Origin of the sequence: Caballeronia sp. TF1N1 (assembly GCF_022878925.1) — a bacterium.
Taxonomy (GTDB): domain Bacteria; phylum Pseudomonadota; class Gammaproteobacteria; order Burkholderiales; family Burkholderiaceae; genus Caballeronia.
This window is the reverse complement of record NZ_CP084626.1, coordinates 784,277-810,213: the sequence shown is the minus strand read 5'-3', so window position 1 is coordinate 810,213 and position 25,937 is coordinate 784,277. Positions and strand designations below refer to the sequence as shown.

Below are 25,937 nucleotides of genomic sequence, written 5' to 3'. Positions count from 1 at the left end.
CGTCACCGCCGATTCGAACTCCAAAGACGTCGGCTACGTAGGCTCCGCTACACATTCCGCTTCATCGACGGCTCGGTTCGCGAGCCTGCGCGCGAGGCACGGTTTGCCTCCGGCATCACGATCCAATTTGGTGTGGAATAAACTTTGAAGTTGGAATACTATTCCGAAATAGCTTCGTATTCGCGGTAGCAGGATATTGCGTGCCGTCAAACGCTTCACGCAACATGCGCGGCGCGAGACACCACAACAGGAGACACGAATGAGCAGGACGACCCTTGCCCTCATCGGCGCCGGCGCGATCGGGCGCATGCATGTGGAACGCGCGCGGCTGCATCCCGATTGCGAGATCGTGGCCGTGGCCGATCCGTCGCCGGCGGCCGAAGCGTTCGCACGCGCCGAAGGCCTGCGCTGGTTCGCCGACTACACCGCCATGCTCGACGAGGTCAAACCGCGAGGCGCGATCGTCGCGACGCCGAACGCGACGCACCTGCAAGTCGGACTGGCGTGCATCGAACGGGGCGTCGCGGTGCTGATGGAAAAGCCTATCGCCGATACCGTCGAGCAAGCCGAACAACTGACCCGCGCGGCGTCGCAAGCGCAAGTGCCGCTCATCGTCGGACATCATCGGCGGCATAACCCGATCCTGCGGCGCGCGCGCGAGATCGTCCAATCCGGCCGCCTCGGCACGCCGGTTGCGGCCATGGCGCTTGCCACGTTCTATAAACCCGACAGCTACTTCGAGATGGCGTGGCGCCGCGAAAAAGGCGGCGGTCCGGTGCTCATCAACCTGATCCACGACATCGACATCATGCGGTTTCTGCTCGGCGAAGTGATCGAAGTTCAAGCGCAGACATCCAACGCGGTGCGCGGCTTCGAAGTGGAGGACACGGCCGCCGTGCTGCTGCGGTTTGCGAGCGGTGTGCTCGGCACGCTCGCGGTCTCGGATTGCGCGGCATCGCCCTGGAACTGGGATCTCGCCGCGGGCGAAGCGGCGCACTACCCGCGTCAGAACGTCAACACGCATTTTCTGACGGGCGCCGATGGATCGCTCACGCTGCCCTTGCTCGATGTCTGGGATTACCGCAGCGGCAAAGGCTGGCATGACCCGCTGACCGTCGAACGAAGCACACCGCATCGCGGCGATCCGTATCACGAGCAGCTGCGGCATTTCTCGGCGGTGATCGACGGCAAGGAAGCGCCGGTCTGTTCAGGCGAGGACGCAACGCGCACGCTCGCGACGACATTCGCGGTGCATCGCGCGGCCGCATCGAGAACGCCGGTGGCGGTCGCAACAGCGGCCGAAGCGCGCATCGGCCGCACGGCATGAGACAGGAGACAAAGCGCATGAATTCGATGACTCAACCCTGGGACGACGAAGTCGATCTGCTCGTGTTCGGCGCGGGCGCGGGCGGCATGACCGCGGCGCTCGTCGCGCATCACGAAGGTCTGAAGGTGCTCATCTGCGAGAAGACCGACGCGGTCGGCGGCATTACCTCGACCTCGGGCGGCACGACCTGGGTGCCCGGCACGAGCGACAGCGTGCGCGCGGGCGTTCCCGATAAAACCGACGACGCGCGGCGCTTCCTCGCGTCGGTGGTCGGCGATCGCGGCGGCGACGAAGCACGCGAGGCGTTCCTGGCGAGCGGCCCGCAGGCCATCGAGGAAATTCAGCGCATCAGCGAGGTCAAATTCGTGGCCGCGGCGGCACATCCCGATTACGTCAGCGGTCCCGGCGCGGCGTTCGGCGGACGCGCGCTCGCGCCCGTGGCCTTCGATGGCCGGCTGCTCGGCGATGACTTCGCCCGCGTAAGGCCGCCGCGCCCCGAGTTCATGGGCTTAGGCGGGATGATGGTCGCGCGCACGGACCTCGATGCGCTGCTCGAACCGTTCGCGTCGAAGAAAAATTTCACACGCACGTTGTCGGTGGTCGGACGTTATGTCGGCGACCGTCTGCGCCACAAGCGGGGCACGAATCTCGTCATGGGCAACGCACTCGCCGCGCGTCTCTTCTACAGCCTGCGCAAGCAAAACGTGGAAGTGCGTTTCGAGACGCCGTTGCTGGAACTCGTCGTCGAGCACGGCATGGTGACGGGCGCCGTGGTCGGGCAGAAAGGCGGCTCGAAAAAGCGCATCGGCGCGCGCCGGGGCGTGGTGCTCGCAACGGGCGGCATCACGCGCAACCCGGCGTTGCGCAAGCAGTTGTTCCCCGCTGCCGCACAACCGTTGTCGCTCTCGCCGCAAACGCACACGGGCGATGGCATCGAGCGCGCGCTCGATCTCGATGCCAGGCTCGACGATGGCTGCGAAAGCCCCGGCCTGTGGATGCCCTGCTCCATCCTGCGTCGCGAAGGCAAGCCCGATAGCGTCTGGCCGCACATTCTTCTCGATCGCGCGAAGCCGGGACTCATCGCCGTGAACGCGCGTGGCGAGCGCTTCGTCAACGAATCGGATTCTTATCACGACTTCGTGATGGGCATGCTGCGCGACAATGGCCAGGGCACGAGCGTGCCGGCGCATTTGATCGTCGATGCCGCGTTCCTGCGCGATTACGGCCTCGGACTCGTGATGAAGAAACGCAGCCAGGCGCGCATTGCCAGCTTCGTGAAGGCGGGGTATCTCATCAAGGGCGATACGTTGGCCGAACTGGCGACGAAGCTCGAGGTCGATGCCAGCGGCTTGGAGCGCACGGTCGCCGCGTACAACCGCGACGCGGCGCGCGGCGAAGACCCGCAGTTCAAGCGCGGCGCAAGCGCGATGAACCGCTTCAATGGCGATGCATCGCAGAAGCCCAATCCCTGCGTGCGGCCCATCGGCGCGGGACCGTATTACGCCGTCACGGTGTGGCCCGCCGATCTGGCATGCAGCGCGGGGCTGTCTGGCAACGCTGACGGTCAGGTACTCGATAACCACGGCAACGCCATTCCCGGACTCTTCGCATGCGGCAACGACCTCGCATCGATCTTTCGTGGCACTTATCCGGGGCCGGGAACGACGCTCGGACCCGCACTTGTGTTCGGATGGCGTGTCGCGAAATTCGCGGCGCGCGCCGTGCCCGTCGCCGATCCTGAATTCGTGGTCGGGCTGCGGGACATTCCGGTGCGCGTCAGGGTTTGATGCGCTGTCGACGAAACTGAAGCAGCCACAATCGAACACCACGAACCGGCCTGGCACATGAATACTCCGAATCAAATCGACTGCGACCTGCTGGTCGTGGGCTCCGGCGCCTCGGGTCTCGCTGCCGCCGTTACCGCGGCGTGGCACGGGCTCAAAGTGGTCGTCGTGGAGAAGGACGACGTCTTCGGCGGCGCCACGGCATGGTCGGGCGGCTGGATGTGGGTGCCGGGCAATCCGCTCGCTCGACGCGCGGGCATCATCGAAGATCCGCAACAGCCGCGCACGTATCTAAGGAACGAGTTGGGAGATCGTTACGATCCCGAACGCGTCGATGCCTTCCTGGACAATTGTCCGCACATGGTCGGCTTCTTTCACGAGCACACCGCGCTCCGGTTCGTGGACGGAAATCAGATTCCCGATGTGCATGGCCACGTCGAAGGCGCCGCGACGCAAGGGCATCAGGTGATCGCCGCGCCCTACGATGCGCGAAAAATCGGTCCGCTCAACAAGCGCCTGCGCAAGACCATGCGCGAAACTTCGTTCATGGGCATGCCGATCATGGCGGGCGCCGACCTCATGGCCTTTCTGAGCATGACACGCTCGTTCGGCTCGTTCATCCACGTGACGAAGCGCTTCACGCGTCATTTGCGCGACCTCGCTTTTCACGGCCGCGCAATGCATCTCGTGAATGGCGTGGCGCTCGTCGGGCGTCTTGCCAAGTCCGCCGACGATCTCGGCGTGACCTTGATGGAGTCCGCGCCTGCCAAGCGTCTGATCGTCGAGGATGGCGCGGTGCATGGTGCTGTCGTATCGACGAAGAGAGGCGAAGTCACGATTCGCGCGGCGAAGGGCGTGGTGCTCGCCGCCGGCGGCTTTCCGAACGACCTCACGCGCCGCAAGGCGCTCTTCCCGCGCACGCCGACAGGCCGCGAGCATCTGGCGCTGCCGCCTGAAAGCTGCTCGGGCGATGGCATCAGCCTGGGCGAATCGGCGGGCGGCTCGCTCGTGACGGATGTCGCTTCGCCCGCCGCATGGGCGCCGGTGTCGCGCGTCACGCATTCGGATGGCAGCATCGGGCACTTTCCGCACATCATCGATCGCGGCAAGCCCGGTGTGATCGGCGTGCTGTCGAACGGCAAGCGCTTCGTCAACGAAGCCGATGGCTATTACGACTACACCGCCGCTATGGTCGCGGGCGCGCCCGACGGTAAGGAAGTCGCGTCATGGCTGATTTGCGATCACCAATTCTTGCGCCGATACGGCCTGGGCTACGTGCGGCCCTTCCCAGTTCCGATGCGCCGCTTCATCCGCAACGGCTACCTGCAACGCGGTTATTCGCTGGAAGAGCTGGCCGCCCGCTGCGGTATCGATTCCGATGCGCTGGTTAAAACCGTCATCGCGTTCAATGACCACGCGCGGCGCGGCGAGGACCCGGAATTCGGACGCGGTTCGACGCCCTATAACCGCAAGATGGGCGACCCGTTGCATCAGGGGCCGAACCCATGTGTGGCGCCTATCGAACACGGTCCGTTCTACGCGGTGAAGGTGTACCCGGGCAGCTTCGGCACCTTCGCGGGATTGAAGACGAACGGCTCGGCGCAAGTGCTCGATTTGCACGACCAGGCGATCGCCGGCCTTTACGCCGTGGGCACGGACATGGCGAGCGTGATGGGCGGATTCTATCCGTCAGGCGGGATCAATCTCGGTCCCGCGATGACCTTCGGCTATGTCGCGGGCCGGCATGCGGCGGGCATCCATCGTTACGAAGACGAAAACGCGGTGCAGGAGGATCTCGTTTTGCCGCTCGACCTGAACCGCGTGCCGACGCCGACGCATTGAAGCGTCAGTAAGTCGCCCGCCCGCCCGAGACATCGAACACCGCGCCTGTGGAAAACGAACTCTCCTCGCTACTCAACCAGCGAATCAGGGCGGCGATTTCCTGCACGGTGCCGGGACGTCCCATCGGAATCTTGGCTTGCAGCATCTTCATCTGCTCGGGCGGCATCTGCGCGAGCAACTCGCTTTGCACGGATGCCGGCGCAATTGCATTGACGGTGATATTGCGCTGAGCCAGTTCCTTGCCGAGCGACTTCGTAAGGCCGATCACGCCCGCCTTCGAAGCCGAATACGCCGACTGGTTCGCATTGCCTTCCTTGCCCGCAATCGACGCCATGTTGACCACGCGTCCATAACCGTTTCTGAGCAGATACGGCACGGCCGCCTTGCAGACGATGAACGTCGCGGTCAGGTTCAGCAGCAGCACCTTGTTCCACGCATCGAGCGGCATCTCCCACACCGACGCACTCGATCCGACGATCCCCGCGCTATTGACCACGATATCGAGCTTGCCCGTCTGCGCCACCGCCGCTTCGAGCGCGGCGCGTACTTCGTCCTCGTTCGTGACGTCGACGCGTTGCGCAATCGCGCGCTCGCCCAGACGTTCCTGGCACGCGGTGAGCCGCTTCTGGTCGATGTCCCATAGGACCACCGTCGCGCCTTCCGACATCAAGCGCTCCGTGCACGCGAGCCCGATTCCCGATGCAGCGCCCGTCACGAGGGCGACGCGTCCTTCGAATGCCTGGCTGATCGTCATGTTCAACCTCGCTGGCTTGCGCGCCGCGCGAAAAAACGACGCGCGGCATCGGTGCAATGGGCTACCTTGCGTGCATCGGATAGATCGGCATCCGCCGCAACCGGCGTCTCGATCACGAGTTGCGCGTCGGCGGGCAAGCGGTCGAGAATCGCATCGAGCGGAATCACGCCATCGCCTAGATGCAGGCGCGCGGTGCGGGCTTCGTTGGCGAGCCCGTCGAGCGACGGACTTCGTTCGACGGCATCGCACAACTGCACGTAGGCAATACGTTCGGCCGGCACCGCGTCGAGTTCTTCCGGGCGCGCGCCGCTACGATGAAAATGCAGCACATCGAGGATCACGCCCGCGTTGGCGCGCCCCGCCGCATTCAGCAACTCGAGCGTTTCACCAAGCGTGCGCACGTCGCGATACAGCATGAATTCGACGCCCACATGCAGGCCGTATTCGGCGGCGGCATCGCACAAGCGGCCGAACAGTTCGATGCGTTCCGGCGCCGATAAAAACGCGTCGTTGGTCAGCAGTTCCGTGCCGACCGCCGAGATATGCGTCGCGCCCAGCTCCGCGCCGGTGGCGAGCGCCGCGCGATAAGTGTCGATATCGGCGGCGGGCGAAAGAATGAACGCTTCCACGTCGAACACGCGGATGTCGTTCGCACGGCACGCCGCCTTGATCTCGCGCACCACGTCTGGCCGGCCGATGACTTCGTGCGCGAGCGGCTTGGGCGTCGCCGTGCGCAAAAGCAAGCCGACCTTGCCGAGTCCCGCCGCCGCGGCGGCCTCGATCAGCGCAACGGGCGCGCCGCCCGCCACGGTCAGGTTCGCCACCGACACGTCATGCAAATTCACTTCCTCGATCATCGTTTCTCCTCAACGCGTATTGAAACCGGTGCTCGCCGACCACCACTTGAGGATCGTGTCGCGATCCTTCAGCGCCTGCGGCAAATCGAGCTTGAGCAGCTTGACGTTCGTGAGCGCGGGCAAGCCCTTCGGCGCGGCAACGTCCTTGCGCACCGGATACGCGCCCGCCGCAGCGAGCCGCGTCTGCGTCTCCGCGCTCAATGCGTAATCCAGAAAGAGCTTCGACGCGTTCGGATGCGGCGCCGTCTTGCTGATCGCCACCGCGTTGAACTGCGCCACCGCGCCCGATGCCGGCACTCTCACTTCAACCGGCACGCCTTGCGCGATGAGACCCGTCGCGGCCGTCGTGTTGGTGAAGAAATCGAGCGGACGTTCGCCGGTTTGCAGCTTGGTCGTCATCACGCCCATGGAGGCCACCAGTTCCGCGTTGGTCTTGCGCACGCCCTTGAGGATCGCGCCGCCGGCTTCGGGTCCGTAATGCTGATAAAGACTCGCGATCACCGCGAAGGTCGCGGAAGACGACGCCGGATTCGTCGTCGCCACGAGTCCGTCCCATTCGTCCTTCGGCTTCGCGTAGTCCTGCCAGTCGGCGGGAATGGGCGCGGAACCGATCGACTGCTTGTTGTAGGCGAAGAGGCACAGCTGGCCGTTGCCGCGCAGATACGTCGTGCCCTGCGCGGGCGTGGCGATGGGCAAGAGCACGCCCTTGTCGCCATACGACACATCGGCGAGCGTGCCCGACGCGCCCGCCGTGATGATGGTGTCCTCGGCCTGATAGAACACATCCATCACCGGACGTCCCGCCTGCTGTTCGCCGATGAAGCGGTTATAGATCTGCCAGGCGTCGCCGGTCGCGGTCGTCACGTCGATGCCTGGATACTTCGCGGTGAATCCCTTGACGATGATCTGCACCGTGAAGAGATCGCCATACACCACGAGCTTGCCTTCCTTCTTCGCCTCCGCGATCAGCGTGCTGTCGGGCTCGGCGTGCGCGATCAGCGGCGAGATGCCGAGCGCGAGCGCCGCGCTTCCGAGCGAGAGTGTCTGGACGAGGCGGCGCCGTTTTATCGAAGTGGTCATGTTGTCTCCTGATGATTTGTAGTCGTTCGGCTATTTCAGGTCGAAGCGTTCGGTGATGAGCGCGTCGTCGCGACGGAAGTGTTCGAGATGCGCAAGCTCGTCATAGTCCAGCCGGTACGCCTGCGCGTAATGCCCGGCTGAACGCACGCGTGCCGCGACGCCGCTCGCCACGAGTTGCTCGCGCACGTCTTCGAGACACGCGGCCAGTTCGTATCGATCGAAACCTTCGAGGATCACCACGCCCACCGCTTCGTTGCCCTCGCGCCCGGCCGGCAATGCTTCGCCGACGCGGATCGGCACGTTCCATTCGGGCGCGGCGAGATGCGCGCCGACCACGGGCGACAAACGCGTGAGGTCATCCACGAGCGCCGCGAGACGCGGCGCATCCTGCCGTGCATCGTCGGCGAAGTCGATCAAGAGCGTCGCCACCGTGCCGCCCGTGCCGCCGCCCGCGCTTGCCAGCACCCAGCAGTGATACGCAATGCGGTCGCGGTAATGCGGGCGCATCTTCAGAAACCAGGCGGTCTCCGTCACCTTGCACTTCGCGTGCTTCTCGTCGGTGAGCACGTCAAGACTCGTCAGCCCGTAAAACGTGAAGAAGCGCGGCATGTCGCCTTGTCCGTCGATACAGCGCCGCGCCCAGCGGATGCCGTCATCGCCGAGATAGGCCATGTGCTCGGGCACGTGGTCGCGCGTGTGCATCAGCGCAAACTCGCGGCCGTAGGCGGGCGGGATGTCGTTCCACATGGTAAAGAGACCGGTGCCGACAGCGATCATTGAAGCTCTCCTCTCATCAGGTGCAAATGCTGGGGCGCGACGCTCAGGGTGATTTCATCGCCGTTGGCGTAGCGTTCGAAGCCGGGCGTCACCACGGTCTGATCGCCGAGCGGCGTTTCCACGCGCAACTCGCGCCGGTCGCCGACGAACGAACTTTCACGCACGCGGCCCGGCACGCCCGCGTGCGAGCGCGCCTGCACGCGCCACGCTTCGGGCCGCACCATGCAGAGCGCTTCGTTGCCGTTGGCGGCGCCCGTCACATCGCCCTTCACGACGATCTGCCCGGATTGCGCCACGACTTCCGTTTCGCCCGCGTGCGAACGCAGCGCAACCGGAAAGAGATTGGCCTTGCCGAGAAACTCCGCGACATAGCGCACCGCCGGCCGGAAATACAGTTCCTCGGGCGCGCCGCGCTGCACGATACGTCCGCGATCGAAGAGAAAGATTTCATCGGCGAGCGACATGGCTTCTTCCTGATCGTGCGTGACGAACAAGATGGTCGCGCCGATGCGCCGCTGCAGATTGCGAATCTCGTGACGCATCTCCACGCGCAGTTTCGCGTCGAGATTGCTGAGCGGCTCGTCCATCAGGATGAGACGCGGATCGGCCACGAGACAGCGCGCAATCGATACGCGCTGCTGCTGGCCGCCCGAGAGTTGCATCGCGCTGCGATCCACTTGCTGACCGAGCCCCACCGAAGCGAGCGTGTCGCGCACGCGCGTGTCGATGGCCGCGTGCGCCGTGCCGCGCGCCCGCAGCGGCAGCGCGACGTTTTCCATCACGCTCAAATGCGGCCAGATGGCATACGACTGAAACACCATGCCGAGTTCGCGTTTCTCGGGCGGCAGGTCGATGTTGCGCGTCGATGAATACACGGTGCGCCCGTCGATCTCGATCTCGCCGCTCGTCGGCTGCTCCAGCCCGGCGATGCAGCGCAAGGTCGTGGTCTTGCCGCAGCCGCTCGCGCCCAGCAGCACCGTGATGGCGTTCGGGCGGAACTGCACCGTGAGATCGTCGATGGCGTGCACGCCGCCGAAGCGCTTGGTGAGGGACTGAATGGCAACGGTCATGGCGTGGACTCTCGTATCGGGTGATCGTATGGCGCGCGTCAGACAATCGAACTCTCGCGGCGGCGCGTGATGACGGCGACCGCCGCCATGACACCCACGCCCATCATCAGTTGCAGCAGCGAAAGCGCGGCCACTTGCGAGAACTGGCCGATCGACCAGGTATCGAAACTGAGGATGGAAAGCGTGCGCGTCTCGGCGGTATAAAGCGGCAGCACGATGGAAAGCTCGGACACGAAGATGCTGTAGATCATCACCCAGCTCGAAATCACGCTCGGCATGATGAGCGGCAACGTGATGCGTGACAGCGCGCGCGTCCAGCCGTAACCCGAGATGCGCGCGCTCTCTTCGAGTTCGGGATGAATCTGCACGAGACTGCTGGAAATGGCGCGCACCGAGTAGCTGATGTAGCGCCCCACCAGCGCGATGATGATGATCCACACCGTGCCGTACACGCCGACCCACTTCGGCATGGCGACCCAGAAGAAGAACACGCCGAGCGCGAAGGCGAGACTCGGCACCGACATCGGCAAAAGGACGATGGCTTCGATCCATTGACGGCCGCGCATCTTCGAGCGCGTCGTGAACCACGACACCGCGACGCCCAGAACCGTCGTCGCGCTCGCCGCGATGATCGTGATGAGAAGGCTGTTGACGAAGGTCGTGCGCACGTCCACCGTGGTCCAGAGAAAGCGCAGGTTGTTCCAGGTGAAGTGTCCCGACCACGCGTAGGTCGAAAACGCCGCCGCCGCGATGATCGCAATCGGCGCGAAGACCGTGAGCGCGAGATAGCACCAGATCGCGGCGGCGATCGCATGACGGCTCGCGCCGAGCTTCATCAGGCGCGGCCTGAATCCCTTGCCGGTGACGGTGACGAAGGAACGGCCGCGCAGCATCCATTGCTGCACGAGATTGGCCGCGACCGAAAGCACCATGAGATAGATCGCCAGCACGGCAACGATGCCCGCATCGGGCGGAAACTGCTGCAATTCGAGGTAGATGCGCGTGGTGACGAGATAAATCTCCTTCGCCATGCCAAGCAGCACAGGCGTGCCAAAGAGCCCGAGACTGATGACGAACGCGAGCACCGCGCCCGACAGAATGGACGGACCGACCACCGGCAGCGTGATGACGCGCATCGTGCGAAAGCGGCTGAGGCCGGCCACTTGCCCGGCTTCCTCGAGACTCGGGTCCATGTTCCGCAGCGCGCCGGCGACGATCATCATCACGTAAGGCGCGATGTAGATGCCCATCACCCAGACGATGCCGAGATACGAGTACACGTTGAACGGCTGGCCGATGCTCATCCACTTCGCCGCCACGTTGAAGATGCCGATGCGCGGCGCGCCGAACAGAATCCACGCAAACGCGCCGATGAACGGCGGAATGAAGATCGGCATGGCGGCGGCGCGTTCGAGAAAGCCGCGCCACGGCACGTTGGTGCGCACGAGACACCACGCGAGCATGACGCCGAGCGCGGTCGCGAGCAGCATGGAACCGAGCGCGATGACGAGCGTGTTGCCCATCGCGATCCAGTAGCTCATATCGCCGAATACCTTGCCGAAAGCGGCAAGCGATGCGCTGGCATGACCATTGTCGATACGCACGAAGCCGCGCAGGATCAACGCGCCGAGCGGCAGGACGATCAGCACGGCGAGCGCCGCGATGAGCAGCGCGAACATGCCGATCTGGTTCAGACGGCGCGTGGAGACGCCCGCGCGCGCTGCGGGCGCGCGGTCGGCGGCAAGCGGCTGTACGTGATGTGGATTCAAACTTCGCTCCCGAAGTCGACGTGTCAGGACCGGCGGCGCATCTCGTCGATTTCCGCCTGATAGGGTGCGGCCTCGCCATCGATCACTTCGGCGAGGCTCACGCTGCGGCCGAGCCTGCCCGATTCGATCGGCGCATACGCGAGCGCGACATCGGCAAGCGCTTCCTCGCCGGTCACTTCGGGCGCTTTGCCGTGCATCACACAATCGGCGAGTTCGTGAAGCTGAAGCGCGAGAATGCGCTGGTCCACTTCGTCGAAGGCAAACGAATAGGTCCACGGACGCGCATCGCCGAAAAGCGCGGCAGCAACCGGCCCCAGGCGATAGCTCGGCGCGTGCTCGAGAATGCGCGCATCGGCGATGACGGAGCCATCGTCGAGATGAAGCGTGACAGGACGGCCATTGCGGTCGCCCGGCGCCACGATGGAGCCTTTCGAGCCGTGAATGACGCGGCTCTCGCGATGCTCGCCATGTCCCGCGCGATCGTTCACCCACTGGCCGATGGCGCCCGAAGTAAAGCGCAGTTGCGAATACGTGGCGTCGTCGCCGCTCGCTTCGAATTCCGTTGGCATGCCGCCCGGCGCGCGCCACCACTTGTCCGTCTCGGATGCCGAACCGCCTGCGCGCGCGGCCACGCGGCGCGTCTTCTCGTGCAGCCGGCTTTCACCGTAGACGCTCGCCACGCCGCCCATGTAGAAGCGGATGATGTCCGCGTTGTGCACGCCCGAATCGAGTACCACCATGCCCGATGGCTTTTGATGCCGCCACGGCGTCTGCACCATCACATCGCGCCCGCCGATACTCGTTTCCAGCATCAGGCGCGGCGTGCCGATGGCGCCATCGTCGAGCAGCGCCTTCACGAGCCGGTTGATCGGATCGCGCCGGAAATTTTCCGCGACCGAGAGCACGCGCCCGGCATCCCTCGCCGCATTCACGATCCTGCGGCACTCTGACACCGTGATGCCGAGCGGCTTTTCGCACAGCACGTGAAGGCCGGCCGCGAAGCACTGCAACGCGACGCTCATGTGCGAGCCGGCGTCCGTGGCGATATCGGCGGCAACGATCTCCGGATTCTCGCGCGCCATTTCGCCAATGTCCGCGTACACGGCGGGCCGCACGCCGAAGAGCGCGGCGGCTTCGTCGGCCATGCTGCGCGCGCTCTCGGCGTTGAGATCGCAGACGGCCGCAAGCTCGATGTTCGCAAGTCCGCTGCGCTTCAGTTGCGCGAGACCGTGCAGATGTCGTCGTCCCATGCCGCTGCAGCCGATTGCGGCGTATCTGATGAAAGCCATGTGTCTCTCTCCGATGCCAGTTCGCTCGATGCAGCCGTCTAATCGCGGCCGTCTATGTTCTTAGAAAGCGTATCGATTTTGGAAAGGTATTTCAATCGGTAATTGCATTACGGCAATGACGCGCGCATGCTCGTGTTTCGACGACTTCTTCCACGGGGAACGCTCATGACGACGCGCACGCAGGCCATGGTCGTTATCCGCCACGACGTGGACGCGGACACGGTCGATGAATATCTGCGCTGGCATTCGTTCGAGCATCTGCCAGAACGGCTCGCCCTGCCCGGCTTCCAGCATGCGGAGCGATGGGAACGTATCAGTGGCGACGGGCCGCGCTATCTGTGCGTGATCGACGTCGATTCCGCGCGCGATCTCGAATCGCCGGCCTATCTCGCGAGACTCGACGCACCGACCGAGTGGACCCGCAAGCTGATGCCGCATTACCGGAATGTTCAGCGCGCGTTGTGCGAGACGCTCGTGGATGTGGGCGGCGGCCTGGCGCCTTTTCAATGGTGCATGCGCTTCGATCTCGAGCAAGGCGTCGATATCGGCGACACCATTCGCGAGCTTCGCGACGCACATGCGCTCACGCGCGTGCGGCTCGGCCGCGTCCACGACGCGCTCAGCGGCCGGCAGACCGAGGAAAAGCGCATGCGTGGAACGGAGGATACGGGCGGCTTCGGTCATCTGCTTTTCGCGGGCGCATTGACGCGCAATGCGCTGGAACGCGGCGCGGCGGCCATGCAAGACGCGCTCGGAGTATCGGCGGTGGATTGCGACCGCGCGCTCTTCCGGTTTTCCTACGCAAGCACCGCTTAGAACGCGGCGCTTCACTGTCCGGTCCAGTTCGGCTTGCGCTTCTCGGCAAACGCCTTCGGTCCTTCGCGGGCGTCGTCGCTATCGAGCATGCGCCGCGCGAGCGGATAGTCTTCGTGCAGGGTCGCGGCGAGATTCGCTTGCGCTAGGCTTTGCAGCATCACTTGCTTGGATGCCTGAACAGCCAGCGGCGCACACGCGAGAATGTCTTCTGCCAGGGCGCGCGCGCGCTTCATCAGTTCAGCCGCCGGCACGACTTCATTGAGCAGACCGATGCGGCGCGCCTCATCCGCCGAGATGCGATTGCCGGTCAACACGAGGCCCATTGCGTCCTTCATGCCGATCTGCCTTGGCAAGCGCTGCAAGAGACCGCCGCCCAGCGCGGCCAGTCCCACGCGCGGCTCGGGCAAACCGAATTGCGCGTGATCGGCGGCGACACCCAGGTCGCATGCCGCGAGAATCTCCATGCCGCCGCCGAGACACAGGCCGTTCACCGCCGCGATCAATGGCTTGTAAAGATCGAAGCGATGCGTGATGCCCGCGAAACCCGTCGCGGGCTTCGTATGGTCGCCGCTCGCCGCCAGCGCCTTGAGGTCGGTGCCGACGCAGAATGCGCGCTCGCCCGCACCGGTCACGATGGCGACGCGCAATGAAGCATCGGCGGCGTATCGATCGAACGCTTCGGCCAGTTCCCGATGCGCCTGCGGATGCAGCGCGTTGAGCACCTCGGGACGATCGATCGTCAAGGTGAGGAGCGGGCCTTCGACTTCGTAGCGGCAGAATCGAACCGTTTCGGGTGTCATGGATGCCTCGTCAGTCGAGCGGAACGGTGAGCCGATCGATTACCGCGCGCGTCCGCGGACGCACGCCGCGCCACCATTCGAAGGCTTCCGCTGCCTGTTCCACCAGCATGCCGACGCCATCGGCTACTTCCCTTACGCCGGCATTGCGCGCGAGCCGAAGGAACGGGGTCAACCGTTTGCCGTAGACGAGTCCGTAGGCAGCGCCGTCGGGATCGAACACGCTTGGTGGCACGGGCGGCAAGTCACCCGTGAGACTCGCGGAGGTCGCGTTGACCACGAGATCGAAGCCGCCCATGGCTTCGAGCGCGTCGTATCCGCAGGCCGTCAACGACGCTTGCGCGCCGACTTCGCGCACCAGCGCTTCGGCTTTCGGCACGGTTCGGTTCGCAATGACGACTTCGGCGGGCCGCGCATCGAGAAACGGCAGCAGCGCCCCGCGCACCGCGCCGCCCGCGCCGAGCAGAAGCACGCGTTTGCCGGCCATCGGCAAACCGAGATTCATCTCGATGTCGCGCACCAGGCCGACGCCATCGAAGTTCTCGGCGACGACCTTGCCGTCTTCGAAGCTCATCGCGTTGGCAGCGCCCGCAAGGGTTGCGCGCTCGCTGCGTTCATCGGCCATGGCGAATGCCTTGAGCTTGAACGGCGCGGTCACGTTCATGCCCTTGCCACCGTCCGCGATGAACGCGCGCACCGTATCGGCAAAGGCGTCGTGCGGTTCGAGCGGTCCTTCGATTGCCGTATAGCGCATGTCCTGCCGCGTTTCTTCCGCGAACAGGCCGTGGATCAAAGGAGATTTCGTGTGGCCGATCGGGTTGCCGATCACCGCGTACCGATCGCTCATCGCGGCCTCGCTTTCGAATACAGCACGCCGTCGGTCTGCATGGCGTCGATCTGCGCCGCGTCGAACCCCAGCGACTGCGCGACTTCCGCGTTGTGCTGACCGAGGTCCGGCCCGACTTCGCGAATGGTCGTATCGCAATCGGAGAACCGGAACGGCAGGTTCGGCAGACGCAGCGTGCCGAAGCGCGGATGCTCCTGCTCGATCACCATGCCACGCGCGATGATCTGCGGGTCCGCAAGCACTTCGTCGATCCGCTGCACCTTCGCGCACGGCACGTCGATGCTGTCGAGCAACGCAAGCACGTCGGCAACGGGCCGCGATGCGACCCAGGGCTTGACCACCGCGAGAATGTCGAGCCGATTCGCATTGCGCCCGTTGAGCGTGTGAAAGCGCGCGTCGGCGCCGAAGCCCGCCGGTGCGCCGTGCGCTTCGAGCAGCGCGGCGAAGCGCTTCCATGCATCGTCCACTTGCGCCGCGATCACGAGGTCGCCGTCGGCGGCGCGAAACACGCCATAGAGCGTCGATGTCGGCATGTCATGGCCGGTTTGCTCGGGCACGACGCCTTGCATCGTGTAGCACTGGACCGCGTATTCGTGCATCGACACGAGCGTGTCGTAGAGCGCCATGTCGATATGCTGCCCGCGCCCGCTCTTCACGCGGCCGAGCAGCGCCGCATTGATCGCCGCGACCGCGTGAATGCCGGTGTACATGTCGCCGAGCGAGATACGCATCAGGGGCGGCGGCTCGCCGGGATTGCCGATCATCTGCATGATGCCGCTCTTCGCTTCCGCGATCAGCCCGAAGCCCGCGCGATGCGCGTCCGGTCCCGTGTGGCCGTAAGCCGAGATCGAGCAATAGACGAGACCCGGATTGCGCGCGGACAGCTCTTCGTAACCGAGGCCGAGCTTCTTGAGCGCGCCCGGCCGGTAGTTCTCGACGAACACGTCCGCCGAGTCGCACAGGCGCTGCATGAATTCCTTACCGCGCGCATCGCGCATGTTGACGCTGACGCCGCGCTTGCCCATGTTGAGTTGCAGGAAGTAGGCGCTTTGTTCGTCGTCGAGCACGGTTGCATGCTGACGGCCCGCATCGCCGCTGACCGGACGTTCGACCTTGATGACTTCCGCGCCGAGCGCCGCGAGACAGCGTCCGACATAGGGACCGGCAAGAAAGTGGCTGTAATCGACGACGCGCATGCCTTCCAGAGGACGTGCCTGCATTACTTTGCTCCCGGTCGGCGCGGCACCATCAGACGATGCTCGCCATGCTGGACGACCTGCCCGTGCTGATTGATCAACTCCGACGGCAAGATGACGATGCCCCAGTCCGGACGGCTCTTGCTGGCACGCATCGAGCCGATGCGAAACCTCACGTGCAGCACGTCGTCGACCTTGATCGGCAGGTTGAAGTCCCACGTCCAGCCAAGCGACATGCCCGGCAGGAAGCGGTAGTCGCTCTGCGTCTTGAGGCCGTCCGCGATGGACAAGCCGAAGAGTCCATGCGCGACGATCGAACCGAAGTGGCTCGCGTTGGCGCAGTCCTCATCGACGTGGACCGGCGTGTGGTCGCCCGTGAGGTCGGCGTAAGCGAGGATGCGCGCTTTCGTGACCGTGTAGGTCGGGCTCGTGCACTCGTCGCCTTCGCGGGCGTCGTCCCAGTATTTATCGACAATCGTCATCTCATGCCTCCGAACGCGGATCGATGGAAAGCGCCCGTGCCACGCACGACGCGGGCTTGGCCTGAATCAGCTCGACGGCAAGGCCGTCCGGCAGGCGAATCCAGTTGCGTCCCTGCGGCATTTCAGTGACTTCGTGGCGCTGCGCGGCTCGAAGCGCCGCTTCCAGGTCCTCGCACATCACGCCCAGATGGCCGAGCCGGCCTTCGGGCGCGTCATGGTCCGGCTTGTGGATGAACTGCAGTCCGCCGAGCGTCCAGTACTGGCGCGGTTTGTCGATCGTGCCGTCGACTTCGCGCATGGTCATGCCGAGCACGTCCTCGAAAAAACGGATGTGCCAGTGGATGTCCTTCACCCAGATGGCGACGTGTTCCAGATATGCCTTGCTGCCGTTCATGCGGTTGTCTCCTTATTCTTTTCGGTCGGTCATGGCCCGCTCGATGCCCTTGATGCAGGCGACGAGCGTCGCGTTGACGGGAGTCGGCACGCCGTGCCGCTCGCCCCAGCGCACGACCGCGCCGTTGATGAAATCGATCTCGGTAGCGGAGCCTTTTTCCAGGCTTTGCAGCATCGACGTCTTGAAGGCGGGCGAGAGCCCTTCGCCCGCGAGAATCCACGGCCGTTCGGGATCGGTGACGGAAAGCGCGACGCCCGCCGCTTTCGCCACGGCCATCGCTTCGGCAACCGCCGCGAGAGACGTGGCCTTGAGATGCGCGTCTTCATAGAACTGGCCGTAAGTCAGGCCCGTGATGCCCGTGAGCGCGCCGGTGGCGACGTTGACGAGGAGCTTGTCCCACATCGTCCCGAGGATGTTGTCGCTGACCGTCGTGGCGAGCCCGGACGCGTTGAAGGTGTCGGCGATGGCCGCAACGCGCGCGGTAACGCGGCCGTCGAGTTCGCCCACGATGGTCGCCTTGCCGGCCACGCCCGACTCGATATGCCCCGCGCCACGCATGACCCCGCCGACGTATGTCTTGCCGGCCAGCACGCGTTCGCGTCCGACGATTCCCGCCAGCACGTCTTCATGCCCGAGACCGTTCTGCAGCGACAGCACCACCGTTTCGGGACCGATCAGTTCGAGCGCGCCGCGCATGGCGGCATCGGTATGAAAAGATTTGACCAGCACGATGATGAGATCGGCCGCGCCGGCCTCGGCGGCTTGCGTCGTGGCGCGCACGGTGACGCGACGCGAGCCGGTGGCGTCGTCGACGAGCAGGCCGTCGCGGCGCATGGCGTCCACGTGCGCGGCGGAGCGGTTCAGCAACCACACTTCGTTGCCACCTTCGGTCAGCGCCGCACCGATGGCGCAGCCGAGCGCACCGGCACCCAGAATCGCGATTTTCACAGCCGTCCCCCTGATCTGCGACCAAGATACGGCTCACGGGTCATATCGGCAATGCAATGAATTCAATGACCACATTGCGTTTGGCAATATCACTCGCGCGGCTTGTTCCGTGACAATAGGCCGATGGAACCGATCGAACTTCCCGACCTCAAGCTGCTGCAACTCTTCGATTTGCTCTACGACGTGCGCAGCGTGACGCGCGTCGCAGAGCAGCTCGGACAGAGCCAGCCGACCATCAGCATCTGGCTCGGACGCTTGCGAGCGCATCTGCAGGACCCGCTTTTCATTCGTACGCCGAGCGGCATGGCGCCCACGCCGCAGGCCGACGCGCTGATCGGTCCATGCCGGGAGATTCTCGAATCGCTGCGACGCTTCGCTGCATGGGAAATTGCGTTCGATCCATCGACCGCCAAGCGGCGGTTTCGAATCTGCATGACCGACGCCAGTCACATCACGCTGCTCCCGCGGATGCTGGCGCATGTGCGCGCGCAGGCGCCCGGCGTGCGTCTCGATGCGGCGCGAATCGACGGCAACACGGAACGCGCCCTGGAATCCGGCGAGGCGGATCTGGCGATCGGACATGTGCCCTGGCTTGGCGGAGGAATCTACCAGCAGCAGTTATATATGCAGGATTGGGTTTGCCTGACCAACCGCAGCCACCCGAGGCTGCGCGCGAAGCTCAGCCGAAAGCAATATTGCGCCGAGGGACATGTGGCGATCGCAGCCGGCACGGGCGCGCAGTTGCTTGAGCAGGCGCTGCTACGCGAGCATATCGAGCGCGATGTCGTGCTCGAACTGCCGGGCTTTCTCGGCCTCGGATCGATCATCAAGACCACCGACCTCATCGCCACGCTGCCGCGCAATATCGGCGAGACGCTGGCGCGAGTCAACGACGTCGCCGTTCACCCCTGCCCTTTTCCCGTCGATCGATTTGCCGTGCGTCAGCACTGGCATGCGCGATACCACCACGAAGCAGGCAACCGCTGGCTGCGATCCGTCGTGGCGCAACTGTTTGGCAACGCAAGCTGATTCGCGTGACGCCACGAAGACGCTTTCAGTGTGCGATTACAACAGTGCGGTTTCGATCCGACACGCTTGCGTATTAACAGCGAAATCACCACACCGATTTCACATTCGGGCGTCACACTTCGATGATTGATTCTTTATGTGCGCTTTCGTACAACAACGAGCTATTTTCCGCTGCGCACAATCGAGCGTCAACGCTGGTTTCCCGGTATCGTTATATCCATAGAGGAATCGCTAAACTATTAGTGCGCGATGACCTCACGGTCGCCGAGCCAAGCTGGGCGCGGCTTCCGGAGCTACCGATTATCTGGCTTTTTAAGTAATTTTTGCGTTGGACGATTTTAGGTTCGGTAATTCGTGACCACACGCTTATTTAAAACCGTTCGTACTGGATAAATCGCTCAAGTCGGACTGCCGGCGTTCCGATAACGCATTCACACAGAACGCAGTAATGAATTCGCAAGGCCGGATGCGGCGCTGCAAAAGCCATGAAACATGGCTTGCGTCGCGGAATGGCTAGTAAGTAATCGTTGTCGACACAGAGGAGAGCATCATGGACGCCAGACCGACGAAAATCCCGACCCCCGACAAAGTGAACAGTCCGGACCCGGACCCGGTTGCCGTCGAATTTCTCGCCACCGAGTTGCCCGAGCATGTTCGCGCGTTCTTCGACGAACAGCGCAACTCGACCGGCTCGAAATAGGCGGGCGCGCTGGATCGTCACGCCGTCGTCGTGAAAACGACGCCCGGTGCGCACGGCGCGCACGGACCTCACGGTCTCTTCATGGCAGAAGCCAGGCGAAGTCGCGCCTTATCCTTTTGACGGCAGCGGGGAGTCGTGCGGCAAGACTCGCCTATCCAGGATGAACTCTCACAGCGGTGCGTTATGCTGGCGCTTTTGCATCGAGCCCATGCGCAGCCGATCTCTGACTTCTCTTCTCGCTTCATCTCGCGTGCTCGCGTCGACTGGCGTCGCCGCCCTGCTCTTCACGTTGTCGGCGCCCGTTAGCGCCGATGGCGACGACACCGCCTTCACCAATCTCATTGCTCTCGTTTCGCAACGGCTTGCGCTTGCCGAACCCGTCGCGCGCTGGAAGTGGGCGCGTCACGAACCGATCACCGATGAACCGCGCGAAGCCGCGCTCCTGAAGCAAGTCGAAGATAAAGCCAGCGCCGCGCAGGTCGATCCCGCGTTCGCGCGCCAGTTCTTTCGCGATCAGATCGATGCCAGCAAGGACGTGCAGAACGCGCTCTTCGCCAACTGGCGCGCGGCCAAGGCTGCGCCAGAAGGCACGCCGCCCGATCTCGCGCATGACACGCGCCCGAAGCTCGATCGCCTGACGCAGTCGCTCATGACCGCGCTCGCGCGCGTCGAACCGCTACGTCAAGCCGACGATTGTCCGCTGCGTCTTGCACAAAGCGTGGCGCGCTGGAAGCATTTGACGCGCTATGACTCGTCGATGAACGATCCGCTCTCACACGCGTTGTCGCATGTGTGCGCGGCGGGCGGCGTGGGCGCGGTTGGCTAGCTGGTGACCTGATTCGCGACAGCTGCTGGCGCGCATTCGAGTGCGACGAAAGCCAGTCCGCGCGCGAGGCGCTCGCCGAGGATGCGATAGGTAGCGAGTTCGAAGACGGGCGCCGAAGCAATCGCCGACAAGGCGCGCGCGTCGACGATGCTCCGAGCCGAACCGAGATATTGCCATCGGTCGATGACATGCCAGACGCGTTCGGCCACCGCCGGATCGCGTTCTTCGATTGCGATTGGACCCGCATAGGGCCACGGCGCGCCACGCATGTCGCCGGTACGCGCCTTCGGCACGCGATTATGCGCCGGCCGCAGTGCCGCCACCAGTTGCGCTTCGGCAAGCAACGCACCGATTTCTCCACCGGTCGCGCGCCACTCGACGCGCCGCACGAGCGCGGACAACCGCAAATCCTTCGCGGAACGGCGTGGCCCAACCAGATGCGAGCGCACACGTTGACGCAAGCGCACGCTTCGGCCGACATATAGCGGGGCATCGTCGTCGCCGCGAAAGACGTAGACGCCGCAGCCAACCGGTATGCGCTCGATCGTGTCTTCATCGATATGAGCCGCGATCTGAAAGCGCCGCGTCACGCGTTCGACGTGCGCGCTCAGTAAATCGGCCGCGTGCGAGCGATGCAGATGCTGCCAGAACTGCCAAAGCAGATCGGCATCGGCGAGTGCACGGTGACGCGCGGACGGCACGAGCGCGTGACGCTCGACGAGCGCATCGAGTCCGTGGCGGCTTTCGGCGGGATACACGGCGCGCGAAAGTTGCACGGTGCACAGCACATCCGGCGTAAAGCGCAGGTCGAGCCGCCGGAATTCGCCCTTCAGGAAACTGTGATCGAAGTGGGCGTTGTGCGCGATGAAAAGCCGCCCGTTCATGCGTTCGAGCAGGTCTTGCGCGAGCGCTTCGAAGGTGGGCGCGTCGCGCACCATGGCATCGGTGATGCCCGTCAATTGCTGGACGAAGCCAGGAATCGGCTTCTGCGGGTTGACGAGCGTGGTCCACTGCGACACGCCGTTTGGCCCGACCTCGACGATGCCGATCTCCGTGATGCGATCAATGCCGAACGTGCCGCCCGTCGTTTCGAGATCGACGAAGACGATGGGATCGGTGGGAAGCTTGAATTCGGCGGGTTGATCGAAATGCATTATCGGACGGCGGGAGATTGCGGAATTCGCGGGAGTAAGCGATGGGATGAGATTGCCCATTCTAACGCAGCGGGGTGACCGGGGCTTTGATCGCCGAGCTGCCGCGGTAATCGGTAAGTAATTCTGGTTAAGGGAATATCTTGTCGGTTTACGTGATTACCCGGATTTACGATCTACGACCCTTGAGTTGTCGCAATTAAAATATTTTGCGGCGACAGCCTTAAACACGAATTTTGACACAATGGCGGATAACCCTGATTACTTATGGATTTTGGTCATGGTGGCTCAGTCAGCGTCCATACGCCGCCCGAGGCCGCTTCAGCTGGCCGTCAACCGGCGATGGGCGCGCCGCGAGCTACCGCGATGGGGTGCATCCTGCGAATCTCCGGTCTCACAAGTCCGAGGTCGATAATCGTTATCGAGCCCGGAAGATAATACGGCGACCGCTGTTGTACATTAACTAATCTGTAATTCAGACTAATCCTGATTACTGCTTTCCGTCATCGTTATTCTAAGCAACAGGCAGTGACGCATTTATTAAGTAGAAAAATTACCGCGCCCGTAACCGATTTATTAAAATCGTAAGTGTTTACTCGTCTTGCCCAATTCTCTGCAATTAAGGATTATGGAAACTAACTCGCAACCAGTTGTAAAGGAGGACGCTGTGATAATCCAATTCAAGCGTATTGCGCATTGGTTGAAACTGGCATTCGCTCCGACGATTGCGCCGGAGGCGTCATCGGCCGGCTTGCTCCAAATCGATCCTTCCTGGCACGGCGATCATTGGCAAAACCTGCTTGCATCGCCCATGGACGCCCGCCGCTACGTGATGGAGGACTGGGCAGTGCCGCTCGGAGCGGACGTCGTCGAGCAGGAAGAGGAGAAAGCCACGGCCTGATCGCGGCCCGGTGAGCCCGCGAATTTCAAGCAAAAAAAAGCGCGACCCGAAGATCGCGCTGACAAAGTTTGGAGATCTTTTCCGTCAACGAAAAAGTCTGCTTCGGAAAGCAGAGCCCTCAGTATAGCCACGGCTGCAGCAATAATTACCCTCGAAAAAAGCAATCTTCTGTTTCACTTGGCTCAACAATCCGTATTTTCGGAAAGCGCCTGTTGCTTTGCGCCAACTTATATGTAGCGCTTGCGCAACGCGAGTTGGTTGACACTTCCGCCCTTACGACTTTATTCGCGCTTAAAGCATTGTATTAAAAGAAGAATAAGCGGTTCCTCGATCATTGCTGATAGAAGAATGATTTATTGCGGAAATTGGAACGCCCCGCTTGTAACGCCGTCTTTACACTTCGTCTGGTCCGGAAACACATGTGTCGCTTCGTGACGCATGACTCCTCCGACAGCGCCTCTCGCAGCGCGCCGGAACGAGGTTTCCTCAAAGCCTGGGTCTAGGGCCCAATCTGCTCTCGGAGTTACAAAGATGAAAAAGACTCTCATCGTCGCAGCCCTCTCGGGTGTCTTCGCCACTGCAGCTCACGCCCAAAGCAGCGTCACGCTGTACGGCTTGATCGATGCAGGCATCACCTACACGAACAATCAGAACGGCCACAGCAACTTCAAGGAAACCAGCGGTTCGGTGAACGGCAGCCGTTGGGGCTTGCGCGGCGCTGAGGACCTCGGCGGCGGCCTGAAGGCAATCTTCACGTTGGAAAACGGCTTCAACATCGCTAACGGCACGCTGGGCCAGGGTGGCCGCGAATTCGGCCGTCAAGCGTACGTTGGTCTGTCGAGCGAACAGTTCGGCACGGTCACGCTCGGTCGTCAATATGACTCCGTGGTCGACTTCCTCGGGCCTCTGGCTCTGACGGGCACGCAATACGGCGGCACGCAGTTCGCCCACCCGTTCGACAACGACAACCTCGACAACACGTTCCGCGTGAACAACTCGGTCAAGTACACGAGCGCGAACTACGCCGGCTTCAAGCTTGGCGCGCAGTATGGCTTCTCGAACGAAGCAGGCGGCTTCTCGGACAACCGTCAATACAGCGTCGGCGCATCGTACAACTACGGCCCGTTGAACATCGCTGGCGCGTACATGCAATTGAACAACGCCGGTTCGCTGAACACCGGTGGCGCAATCAGCGGCGATAACCCGTTCGTGGCTGGCCGTCAACGCATCTTCGGCGGCGGCGTGAACTACGCTTTCGGCCCGGCAACGGTTGGCTTCGTGTTCACGCAGACGATGCTGGACAACGCAACGGCCATCAGCAACACGGGTTCGCAAGGCGCTGGCCTGGTTGGTCTGACGGACGGCCACGTTCGCTTCACGAACTACGAAGTCAACGGCCGTTACAACCTGACGCCGGCTTTGTCGCTCGCAGCGAACTACACGTACACCGACAGCCGCATCGATGGCGTGAAGCCGAAGTTCCACCAAGTCGACCTGCAAACGGCATACGCGCTTTCCAAGCGTACGGACGTGTATCTGCAAGGCGAATACCAACACGTTTCGGATCTGGATGGCACGGGTCTGGGCGCGACGATCAACGGCGTAGGCGTTTCGTCGACGCCGAACCAAGTCTCGGCAACGGTTGGTCTGCGTCACCGCTTCTAAGCTGGACTGGTTTCATCAGTATGAAAAAGGCCGCTCTTCGGAGCGGCCTTTTTTCGTCCAACGTTCCGGGCACCGAAGCGCCTTCAAAACTTTTAGCGCGGATAGCGCACGTCGAGGATGTCGATCTGCTGCACGCCTGCGGGCGTATGCAACGGCACCGTATCGCCGATCTTCGCCTTGAGCAGCGCGCGCGCCACCGGCGAGATCCAACTCACGTGACCGACGTCCAGGTCGACCTCGTCCACGCCGACGATCGTTACCGTATGCACCTCGCCATCGTCGCCGGAATAGTCGACGGTCGCACCGAAGAACACCTGGTCGACGTTCTCCTGCCTGCTGCTGTCCACCACTTCCGCGAGATCGAGACGCTTGCCGAGAAAGCGGATACGCCGGTCGATTTCTCGCAGCCGACGCTTGCCGTAAATGTAATCGCCATTCTCCGAGCGGTCGCCATTTGACGCCGCCCACGATACGAGCCTGACCACTTCGGGGCGCTCGGTATCGAGCAATTGCAACAGCTCATCGCGCAGGCGCTTGTGGCCCGCTGGCGTGATGTAGTTCTTGGTCCCCGCCGGAATGTCCGGCTGACCGAGTTCGAGATCGTCGTCACTTTCGTCCGACTCTTTGACAAATGCCTTGTTCATCGCACAGACCAAGTTCGAATTTCCGGGGCTTCTCTGCCCCCAAACCAACAACTTACCACGCGCGTTGAGCGTGGCGGACGCATCTAAAGCGATAATTTGGTCAACGCCCCTTCCTTTTTCAAACAGGCTTGGCTATAATTCCGCTTCTGCGTGCGGCTGTAGCTCAGTTGGATAGAGTACTTGGCTACGAACCAAGGGGTCGTGGGTTCGAATCCTGCCAGCCGCACCACTTTATTCAGGTTTCCCGCCTTCGGACGGAAAACAGCATCAAGCGCTTAACCAAAAGCGCATGTAATAAACAAGCAGTACCGTTTGAAGCAGTACCGTTTTGCGTGCGGCTGTAGCTCAGTTGGATAGAGTACTTGGCTACGAACCAAGGGGTCGTGGGTTCGAATCCTGCCAGCCGCACCACCTTTCGAAGGGCCTTCCACACGGAAGGCCCTTTTTGTTTGCCTCGTCGCTAGTTACTCTACTGCCGCGGCAACGAGCCGATATCGCCTATACGCTCGTCCGGTATCGGCAAATCTTCAACCGATGCCACCGCGCTCGGTTCGCCAATCGCCTCGGCTCGCTCGCCCATCAGCATTTGCGAGCGATGCGGGAATTCGTCGTCCACGGTATCGCCGAAAGAGTGACGCACGAACGCACGCAGAAGCGCCACGCGCAGCGACGGTCCGCGCCCTTCCCTTGTGTCCGCGTCCTTGCCGAAGCTCACGCTGCAGACCACCTCGCCGCGTCCGTGATCGCTCATTTCGAGCCGGCACGCGCGCTCGAGAACGACCGAAGCGGCTTCCCACGAAGTCGATGGCAGAAAGCGACCGTCCCAAGGCCGGCCGCGATCGTTGCCGCGAATGGAGAGCGTCTGGCCGCTGTCGGTGAAGTGGATTTCGCGAATGAAGTCGTGCAGCCCGCGCGCTACCCAGTAGTCGAGTGCCTGACCGTCAAGGTCGGATGTTTGCATGTGGCGCTTCTCCTGTAGTCGTACAGGCATG

25 protein-coding genes and 2 tRNA genes are annotated in these 25,937 nt (G+C 63.1%); 11 read left to right on the top strand and 16 right to left on the bottom strand.

All coding sequences use genetic code 11. From position 1 onward, the window contains the following. Positions 1-259: 259 nt before the first annotated feature. From LDZ28_RS03735 to LDZ28_RS03725, 3 genes are read left to right on the top strand one after another with little or no spacing between them, the layout of a single operon-like run. The gene (locus tag LDZ28_RS03735; RefSeq protein WP_244827378.1) at positions 260-1,327 is read left to right on the top strand and encodes a Gfo/Idh/MocA family protein; all 1,068 of its coding nucleotides are present in this window, start codon (positions 260-262) and stop codon (positions 1,325-1,327) included. A 17-nt stretch (positions 1,328-1,344) separates the two neighbouring features. Continuing rightward, positions 1,345-3,114: an FAD-dependent oxidoreductase gene (locus tag LDZ28_RS03730; protein WP_244827377.1), complete on the top strand. Its 1,770-nt coding sequence runs from the start codon at positions 1,345-1,347 to the stop codon at positions 3,112-3,114. A gap of 57 nt (positions 3,115-3,171) precedes the next feature. Beyond that, positions 3,172-4,953, top strand: coding sequence for an FAD-dependent oxidoreductase (locus LDZ28_RS03725; protein ID WP_244827376.1), 1,782 nt, complete (start codon positions 3,172-3,174; stop codon positions 4,951-4,953). Between the two features lie 4 nt (positions 4,954-4,957). Here LDZ28_RS03725 and LDZ28_RS03720 read toward each other — a convergent pair whose 3' ends face one another. Genes LDZ28_RS03720 through LDZ28_RS03690 form a run of 7 tightly spaced genes read right to left on the bottom strand, consistent with a single transcriptional unit; the run spans position 4,958 to position 12,549 of the window. Beyond that, positions 4,958-5,707, bottom strand: coding sequence for an SDR family NAD(P)-dependent oxidoreductase (locus tag LDZ28_RS03720; RefSeq protein ID WP_370652087.1), 750 nt, complete (start codon positions 5,705-5,707; stop codon positions 4,958-4,960). A 2-nt stretch (positions 5,708-5,709) separates the two neighbouring features. Continuing rightward, the gene (locus LDZ28_RS03715; protein WP_244827375.1) at positions 5,710-6,564 is read right to left on the bottom strand and encodes a sugar phosphate isomerase/epimerase; all 855 of its coding nucleotides are present in this window, start codon (positions 6,562-6,564) and stop codon (positions 5,710-5,712) included. Positions 6,565-6,573: 9 nt separating this feature from the next. Then, complete coding sequence (locus tag LDZ28_RS03710) at positions 6,574-7,644, bottom strand: ABC transporter substrate-binding protein (protein ID WP_244827374.1); 1,071 nt, start codon at positions 7,642-7,644, stop codon at positions 6,574-6,576. Between the two features lie 30 nt (positions 7,645-7,674). Then, complete coding sequence (locus tag LDZ28_RS03705; protein ID WP_244827373.1) at positions 7,675-8,421, bottom strand: hypothetical protein; 747 nt, start codon at positions 8,419-8,421, stop codon at positions 7,675-7,677. Next, positions 8,418-9,491 carry an ABC transporter ATP-binding protein gene (locus LDZ28_RS03700; protein WP_244827372.1) on the bottom strand — a complete coding sequence of 358 codons (1,074 nt, stop codon included), beginning with the start codon at positions 9,489-9,491 and terminating at the stop codon, positions 8,418-8,420. Before LDZ28_RS03700 ends, LDZ28_RS03705 begins: the two co-directional genes overlap by 4 nt. Before the next feature lie 38 nt (positions 9,492-9,529). After that, positions 9,530-11,260: an iron ABC transporter permease gene (locus LDZ28_RS03695; protein WP_244827371.1), complete on the bottom strand. Its 1,731-nt coding sequence runs from the start codon at positions 11,258-11,260 to the stop codon at positions 9,530-9,532. A gap of 23 nt (positions 11,261-11,283) precedes the next feature. Beyond that, entirely contained in the window at positions 11,284-12,549 is a 1,266-nt protein-coding gene (locus tag LDZ28_RS03690) for a Gfo/Idh/MocA family protein (protein WP_244827370.1), read from the bottom strand. A 165-nt stretch (positions 12,550-12,714) separates the two neighbouring features. Here LDZ28_RS03690 and LDZ28_RS03685 point away from each other — a divergent pair, with 165 nt between their 5' ends. Further along, positions 12,715-13,365, top strand: coding sequence for a DUF4286 family protein (locus LDZ28_RS03685; protein ID WP_244827369.1), 651 nt, complete (start codon positions 12,715-12,717; stop codon positions 13,363-13,365). 11 nt (positions 13,366-13,376) lie between these two features. Here LDZ28_RS03685 and LDZ28_RS03680 read toward each other — a convergent pair whose 3' ends face one another. The 6 genes from LDZ28_RS03680 to LDZ28_RS03655 are packed head-to-tail and all read right to left on the bottom strand — an operon-like array spanning position 13,377 to position 18,029. Continuing rightward, on the bottom strand, positions 13,377-14,165 hold the full coding sequence (locus LDZ28_RS03680) for an enoyl-CoA hydratase-related protein (RefSeq protein ID WP_244827368.1): 789 nt from the start codon (positions 14,163-14,165) through the stop codon (positions 13,377-13,379). Positions 14,166-14,175: 10 nt separating this feature from the next. Further along, positions 14,176-15,009: a shikimate dehydrogenase gene (gene aroE, locus LDZ28_RS03675; protein ID WP_244827367.1), complete on the bottom strand. Its 834-nt coding sequence runs from the start codon at positions 15,007-15,009 to the stop codon at positions 14,176-14,178. Then, entirely contained in the window at positions 15,006-16,229 is a 1,224-nt protein-coding gene (locus tag LDZ28_RS03670) for a CaiB/BaiF CoA-transferase family protein (protein ID WP_244827366.1), read from the bottom strand. The genes aroE and LDZ28_RS03670 overlap by 4 nt, the downstream gene beginning before the upstream one ends. Further along, positions 16,229-16,687 carry a MaoC family dehydratase gene (locus LDZ28_RS03665; RefSeq protein WP_244827365.1) on the bottom strand — a complete coding sequence of 153 codons (459 nt, stop codon included), beginning with the start codon at positions 16,685-16,687 and terminating at the stop codon, positions 16,229-16,231. The genes LDZ28_RS03670 and LDZ28_RS03665 overlap by 1 nt, the downstream gene beginning before the upstream one ends. 1 nt (position 16,688) lies before the next feature. Beyond that, complete coding sequence (locus LDZ28_RS03660; RefSeq protein ID WP_244827364.1) at positions 16,689-17,081, bottom strand: VOC family protein; 393 nt, start codon at positions 17,079-17,081, stop codon at positions 16,689-16,691. A gap of 12 nt (positions 17,082-17,093) precedes the next feature. Then, positions 17,094-18,029, bottom strand: a complete 936-nt coding sequence (locus LDZ28_RS03655) for a ketopantoate reductase family protein (protein WP_244827363.1) — start codon at positions 18,027-18,029, stop codon at positions 17,094-17,096. Positions 18,030-18,152: 123 nt separating this feature from the next. Here LDZ28_RS03655 and LDZ28_RS03650 point away from each other — a divergent pair, with 123 nt between their 5' ends. From LDZ28_RS03650 to LDZ28_RS03640, 3 genes are all read left to right on the top strand, one after another. Then, positions 18,153-19,058, top strand: coding sequence for a LysR family transcriptional regulator (locus tag LDZ28_RS03650; protein WP_244827362.1), 906 nt, complete (start codon positions 18,153-18,155; stop codon positions 19,056-19,058). A 550-nt stretch (positions 19,059-19,608) separates the two neighbouring features. Beyond that, positions 19,609-19,758, top strand: coding sequence for a hypothetical protein (locus tag LDZ28_RS03645; protein ID WP_244827361.1), 150 nt, complete (start codon positions 19,609-19,611; stop codon positions 19,756-19,758). Between the two features lie 208 nt (positions 19,759-19,966). After that, on the top strand, positions 19,967-20,584 hold the full coding sequence (locus LDZ28_RS03640; protein ID WP_244827360.1) for a chorismate mutase: 618 nt from the start codon (positions 19,967-19,969) through the stop codon (positions 20,582-20,584). Here the strand turns inward: LDZ28_RS03640 and LDZ28_RS03635 are convergent. Continuing rightward, complete coding sequence (locus LDZ28_RS03635; RefSeq protein WP_244827359.1) at positions 20,581-21,738, bottom strand: exonuclease domain-containing protein; 1,158 nt, start codon at positions 21,736-21,738, stop codon at positions 20,581-20,583. The genes LDZ28_RS03640 and LDZ28_RS03635 overlap by 4 nt on opposite strands. A gap of 664 nt (positions 21,739-22,402) precedes the next feature. Between LDZ28_RS03635 and LDZ28_RS03630 the strand changes: the two genes are divergently transcribed. Both LDZ28_RS03630 and LDZ28_RS03625 read left to right on the top strand, forming a co-directional pair. Further along, positions 22,403-22,636, top strand: a complete 234-nt coding sequence (locus LDZ28_RS03630) for a hypothetical protein (protein ID WP_244827358.1) — start codon at positions 22,403-22,405, stop codon at positions 22,634-22,636. Between the two features lie 531 nt (positions 22,637-23,167). Then, complete coding sequence (locus LDZ28_RS03625) at positions 23,168-24,301, top strand: porin (RefSeq protein ID WP_244827357.1); 1,134 nt, start codon at positions 23,168-23,170, stop codon at positions 24,299-24,301. 92 nt (positions 24,302-24,393) lie between these two features. Here the strand turns inward: LDZ28_RS03625 and greB are convergent, their stop codons facing one another. Next, positions 24,394-24,945, bottom strand: a complete 552-nt coding sequence (greB, locus tag LDZ28_RS03620) for a transcription elongation factor GreB (RefSeq protein WP_244827356.1) — start codon at positions 24,943-24,945, stop codon at positions 24,394-24,396. Positions 24,946-25,097: 152 nt separating this feature from the next. Here greB and LDZ28_RS03615 point away from each other — a divergent pair. Continuing rightward, positions 25,098-25,174, top strand: a tRNA-Arg gene (locus LDZ28_RS03615). A gap of 105 nt (positions 25,175-25,279) precedes the next feature. Further along, positions 25,280-25,356: transfer RNA gene (locus LDZ28_RS03610), tRNA-Arg, on the top strand. Between the two features lie 58 nt (positions 25,357-25,414). Here the strand turns inward: LDZ28_RS03610 and LDZ28_RS03605 are convergent. After that, on the bottom strand, positions 25,415-25,906 hold the full coding sequence (locus LDZ28_RS03605) for a phage protein NinX family protein (protein WP_244827355.1): 492 nt from the start codon (positions 25,904-25,906) through the stop codon (positions 25,415-25,417). Between the last annotated feature and the right edge of the window lie 31 nt (positions 25,907-25,937).

What these genes read in the sequence shown, in the direction of transcription:
- LDZ28_RS03735 (WP_244827378.1), top strand. Translation starts at nt 260, where the DNA reads ATGAGCAGGACGACCCTTGCCCTCATCGGCGCCGGCGCGATCGGGCGC.
- LDZ28_RS03730 (WP_244827377.1), top strand. Translation starts at nt 1,345, where the DNA reads ATGAATTCGATGACTCAACCCTGGGACGACGAAGTCGATCTGCTCGTG.
- LDZ28_RS03725 (WP_244827376.1), top strand. Translation starts at nt 3,172, where the DNA reads ATGAATACTCCGAATCAAATCGACTGCGACCTGCTGGTCGTGGGCTCC.
- LDZ28_RS03720 (WP_370652087.1), bottom strand. Translation starts at nt 5,707, where the DNA reads ATGACGATCAGCCAGGCATTCGAAGGACGCGTCGCCCTCGTGACGGGC.
- LDZ28_RS03715 (WP_244827375.1), bottom strand. Translation starts at nt 6,564, where the DNA reads ATGATCGAGGAAGTGAATTTGCATGACGTGTCGGTGGCGAACCTGACC.
- LDZ28_RS03710 (WP_244827374.1), bottom strand. Translation starts at nt 7,644, where the DNA reads ATGACCACTTCGATAAAACGGCGCCGCCTCGTCCAGACACTCTCGCTC.
- LDZ28_RS03705 (WP_244827373.1), bottom strand. Translation starts at nt 8,421, where the DNA reads ATGATCGCTGTCGGCACCGGTCTCTTTACCATGTGGAACGACATCCCG.
- LDZ28_RS03700 (WP_244827372.1), bottom strand. Translation starts at nt 9,491, where the DNA reads ATGACCGTTGCCATTCAGTCCCTCACCAAGCGCTTCGGCGGCGTGCAC.
- LDZ28_RS03690 (WP_244827370.1), bottom strand. Translation starts at nt 12,549, where the DNA reads ATGGCTTTCATCAGATACGCCGCAATCGGCTGCAGCGGCATGGGACGA.
- LDZ28_RS03685 (WP_244827369.1), top strand. Translation starts at nt 12,715, where the DNA reads ATGACGACGCGCACGCAGGCCATGGTCGTTATCCGCCACGACGTGGAC.
- LDZ28_RS03680 (WP_244827368.1), bottom strand. Translation starts at nt 14,165, where the DNA reads ATGACACCCGAAACGGTTCGATTCTGCCGCTACGAAGTCGAAGGCCCG.
- aroE (WP_244827367.1), bottom strand. Translation starts at nt 15,009, where the DNA reads ATGAGCGATCGGTACGCGGTGATCGGCAACCCGATCGGCCACACGAAA.
- LDZ28_RS03670 (WP_244827366.1), bottom strand. Translation starts at nt 16,229, where the DNA reads ATGCAGGCACGTCCTCTGGAAGGCATGCGCGTCGTCGATTACAGCCAC.
- LDZ28_RS03665 (WP_244827365.1), bottom strand. Translation starts at nt 16,687, where the DNA reads ATGACGATTGTCGATAAATACTGGGACGACGCCCGCGAAGGCGACGAG.
- LDZ28_RS03660 (WP_244827364.1), bottom strand. Translation starts at nt 17,081, where the DNA reads ATGAACGGCAGCAAGGCATATCTGGAACACGTCGCCATCTGGGTGAAG.
- LDZ28_RS03650 (WP_244827362.1), top strand. Translation starts at nt 18,153, where the DNA reads ATGGAACCGATCGAACTTCCCGACCTCAAGCTGCTGCAACTCTTCGAT.
- LDZ28_RS03645 (WP_244827361.1), top strand. Translation starts at nt 19,609, where the DNA reads ATGGACGCCAGACCGACGAAAATCCCGACCCCCGACAAAGTGAACAGT.
- LDZ28_RS03640 (WP_244827360.1), top strand. Translation starts at nt 19,967, where the DNA reads ATGCGCAGCCGATCTCTGACTTCTCTTCTCGCTTCATCTCGCGTGCTC.
- LDZ28_RS03635 (WP_244827359.1), bottom strand. Translation starts at nt 21,738, where the DNA reads ATGCATTTCGATCAACCCGCCGAATTCAAGCTTCCCACCGATCCCATC.
- LDZ28_RS03625 (WP_244827357.1), top strand. Translation starts at nt 23,168, where the DNA reads ATGAAAAAGACTCTCATCGTCGCAGCCCTCTCGGGTGTCTTCGCCACT.
- greB (WP_244827356.1), bottom strand. Translation starts at nt 24,945, where the DNA reads ATGAACAAGGCATTTGTCAAAGAGTCGGACGAAAGTGACGACGATCTC.
- LDZ28_RS03605 (WP_244827355.1), bottom strand. Translation starts at nt 25,906, where the DNA reads ATGCAAACATCCGACCTTGACGGTCAGGCACTCGACTACTGGGTAGCG.